General features: G+C 48.9%; 2 protein-coding genes. Both read right to left on the bottom strand.

Features of this window, described 5'->3' with window-relative positions; all coding sequences use genetic code 11:
- On the bottom strand, nt 1–743 hold a 743-nt coding region (locus B3S86_RS15100), incomplete at its 3' end, for a DNA repair protein RadA (RefSeq protein WP_290754259.1).
- 75 nt (nt 744–818) lie between these two features.
- The coding region (locus tag B3S86_RS15095; RefSeq protein WP_290754257.1) for an ATP-dependent Clp protease ATP-binding subunit at nt 819–3177 on the bottom strand (2359 nt) is incomplete at its 5' end.

Genomic DNA, 3177 nt, shown 5'->3' with positions numbered 1-3177 from the left:
AACGTATGGTGACGTTCGCCTTCGAAATACAAGACAGCATCCACCATGTGCTCAAGTAAACGTGGTCCAGCAATCGAACCCTGTTTTGTAACGTGACCAACGATGAAGATCGCAATACCACGACTCTTTGCAATTTTCATCAGCATCGCCGTACATTCACGTACCTGTGTCACACTCCCGGGTGCGGACTGGATGTCATCAATGTAGACAGTTTGAATCGAGTCGATGATTAAAAACCGTGGCTGTTCTTCATCAACGACACGTTCAATCATGTTCATGTCCGTTTCACTGAGGACGAACAAATCCTGTGTCGGCAATCCAAGCCGTTCCGCGCGCAATTTGGTTTGTTTAAGCGATTCTTCCCCTGAGATGTAGAGCACTTTTTCACCACGTTGGGCAAGCCGTGCACTCGTCTGCAGTAAGATCGTCGACTTCCCGATCCCCGGGTCTCCTCCAACAAGCACCATCGAACCTGGAACGATGCCGCCTCCGAGGACACGGTCGAATTCACCACTTCCGGTAAAGACACGACTCTCTTCTTGCGAGACGATATTCGCGAGGCGTTCAGGCTTTAATTGTTTTGTCGTCGTATGAACAAAAGCGGCACCGCGCCGTCCTTTTTTTTCTTCGACGACTTCTTCGACCATCGTGTTCCATTCTCCGCATCCAGAACAACGTCCCATCCATTTCGGTGATTCAGTTCCACAGCTTTGGCAAACGAATTTTGTTTTTAACTTAGCCAATCGATTCATCCTTTCTGTTTCAAAAAAAGACCAGCTTCGCTCAGAAAGTGCGAAAGCTGGCCCTGTGCTCAGTGCTTATTCCGTTGCGGCAGAACTCACGTGATTCCGGCGAACGATGAATTCGTTCTCTTCGACATCAAGCGCAACATGCTCTCCTTTTTGGATATCACCTGCGAGCAATGCTTCTGACAACCGGTCTTCCGCTTCCCGTTGAAGGGCACGACGGATTGGACGTGCGCCGTACTCTGGATCGTACCCGATATCGGCGATCTTCGAGAGGGCAGCTGGTGTCAATTCGAAATGAATTTCCTGTTCAGCCAAACGTTTTTCAAGGGTTTTCGCCATCAACTTCACGATCTCTTCGATGTGCTGTTTCTCGAGTGAATGGAAGACGATCGTTTCATCGATCCGGTTCAAGAACTCTGGACGGAACGCCCGTTTGAGTTCTTCCATGACTTTATCTTTCATGTCTTTGTATTCGCGATCTGTATCTTCAGAAACAGCGAAGCCGACATATTTATTACGTTTAAGGGCACTTGCACCGACGTTCGACGTCATGACGATGATCGTGTTACGGAAATCAACCGTCCGACCTTTCGAGTCTGTTAAGCGTCCATCATCAAGTACTTGCAAGAGAATGTTGAAGACTTCCGGGTGCGCCTTCTCGATTTCATCAAGTAAGATGACCGAGTACGGTTTCCGGCGAACTTTTTCAGTCAATTGACCGCCTTCTTCGTAACCGACATATCCTGGAGGTGAACCGACGAGACGGCTCGTTGCATGTTTCTCCATGTACTCTGACATGTCGATCCGGATGATTGCATCCTCATCTCCGAACATCGCTTCGGCAACCGCACGGGCGAGTTCTGTTTTACCAACCCCAGTAGGACCGAGGAAGATGAACGAACCGATCGGACGTTTTGGATCTTTCAGTCCAGCACGTGCCCGACGAATGGCTTTTGAAATCGATTTAACGGCTTCGTTTTGACCGATGACACGATCGTGAAGGATTTCTTCGAGGCGAAGGAGACGATCCGTCTCTTCTTCCGCGATCTTCGTGACCGGTACACCTGTCCAGTTGGCAACGACTTGTGCGATGTCATCTTTTGTGACTTCAAGTTTTTCGTTGCCTTGTTTATTCTGCCATTCCTCTTTCAAACGCTCAAGCTCATCGCGTAATTTTTGTTCCGTGTCACGGAGGCTTGCTGCTTTTTCGAACTCTTGGCTTTGGACAGCTTCGTCCTTGTCCTTACGGATACCTTCGAGTTTCGCTTCGACTTCTTTTAAGTTCGGTGGTGCTGTGTATGAACGCAACCGAACTTTCGATGCCGCTTCATCGATCAAATCGATCGCTTTATCCGGAAGGAAACGATCCGAAATGTATCGATCCGACAATGTGACGGCTTCTTGAATCGCTTCGTCTGTGATCGTCACACGGTGGTGTGCTTCATAACGATCGCGAAGACCAAATAGGATTTGTGTCGCTTCATCCGTTGTTGGCTCTGCGACTTGAATCGGTTGGAAACGACGTTCGAGTGCCGCATCTTTTTCGATGTATTTCCGGTACTCATCAAGAGTCGTTGCTCCGATACACTGGAGTTCACCTCGTGCGAGCGATGGTTTAAGGATGTTCGATGCATCGATCGCACCTTCTGCTCCACCCGCTCCAATCAATGTATGCAACTCATCGATGAAGAGAATGATGTTCCCCGCTTGACGAATCTCATCCATGACCTTTTTCAAACGATCTTCGAATTCACCACGGTATTTCGTACCGGCAACGAGTGTTCCCATGTCGAGTACCATGACGCGTTTATTGCGTAACGTCTCCGGTACTTCATTGTTGATGATTTGTTGAGCGAGACCTTCGACGACAGCCGTTTTACCGACCCCTGGTTCCCCGATCAAGACTGGGTTATTCTTCGTCCGGCGGCTCAAGACTTCGATGACGCGTTGAATTTCTTTCGCACGACCGATAACTGGATCAAGACGTGTTTCACGCGCTTGTTGTGTCAAATCACGAGCAAGACCATCAAGCGTTGGTGTTGCGACACCTGAACCTGCTTGCGACGCGTTTGCTGTTGTTTCACTGTTCCCGAGCAACTGGAGTACTTGCTGACGGGCTTTTGAAAGACTGATGCCTAAGTTATTTAAGACACGAGCAGCAACGCCCTCTCCTTCTCGGATCAATCCGAGCAAGAGGTGTTCTGTTCCGACGTAAGAGTGACCGAGTTTACGTGCCTCATCCATTGATAACTCGATGACTTTTTTCGCACGTGGTGTATAGTGAATCGTCGTTGCACCATCTTGTCCGCGACCGATCAATGCTTCGACTTCCATCTGAATTTTATCTGAACTGAGACCGAGTGCTGTTAAGGCTTTCGCAGCGATTCCGTCTCCTTCACGTACAAGTCCGAGTAAAATGTGTTCTGTT

It is taken from the genome of Exiguobacterium sp. UBA3968, from assembly GCF_002385115.1.
In the GTDB taxonomy this organism is placed as follows: Bacteria; Bacillota; Bacilli; order Exiguobacteriales; family Exiguobacteriaceae; genus Exiguobacterium_A.
Note: the sequence above shows the minus strand (reverse complement) of the source record. Positions and strands in the feature narration are given on the sequence as shown.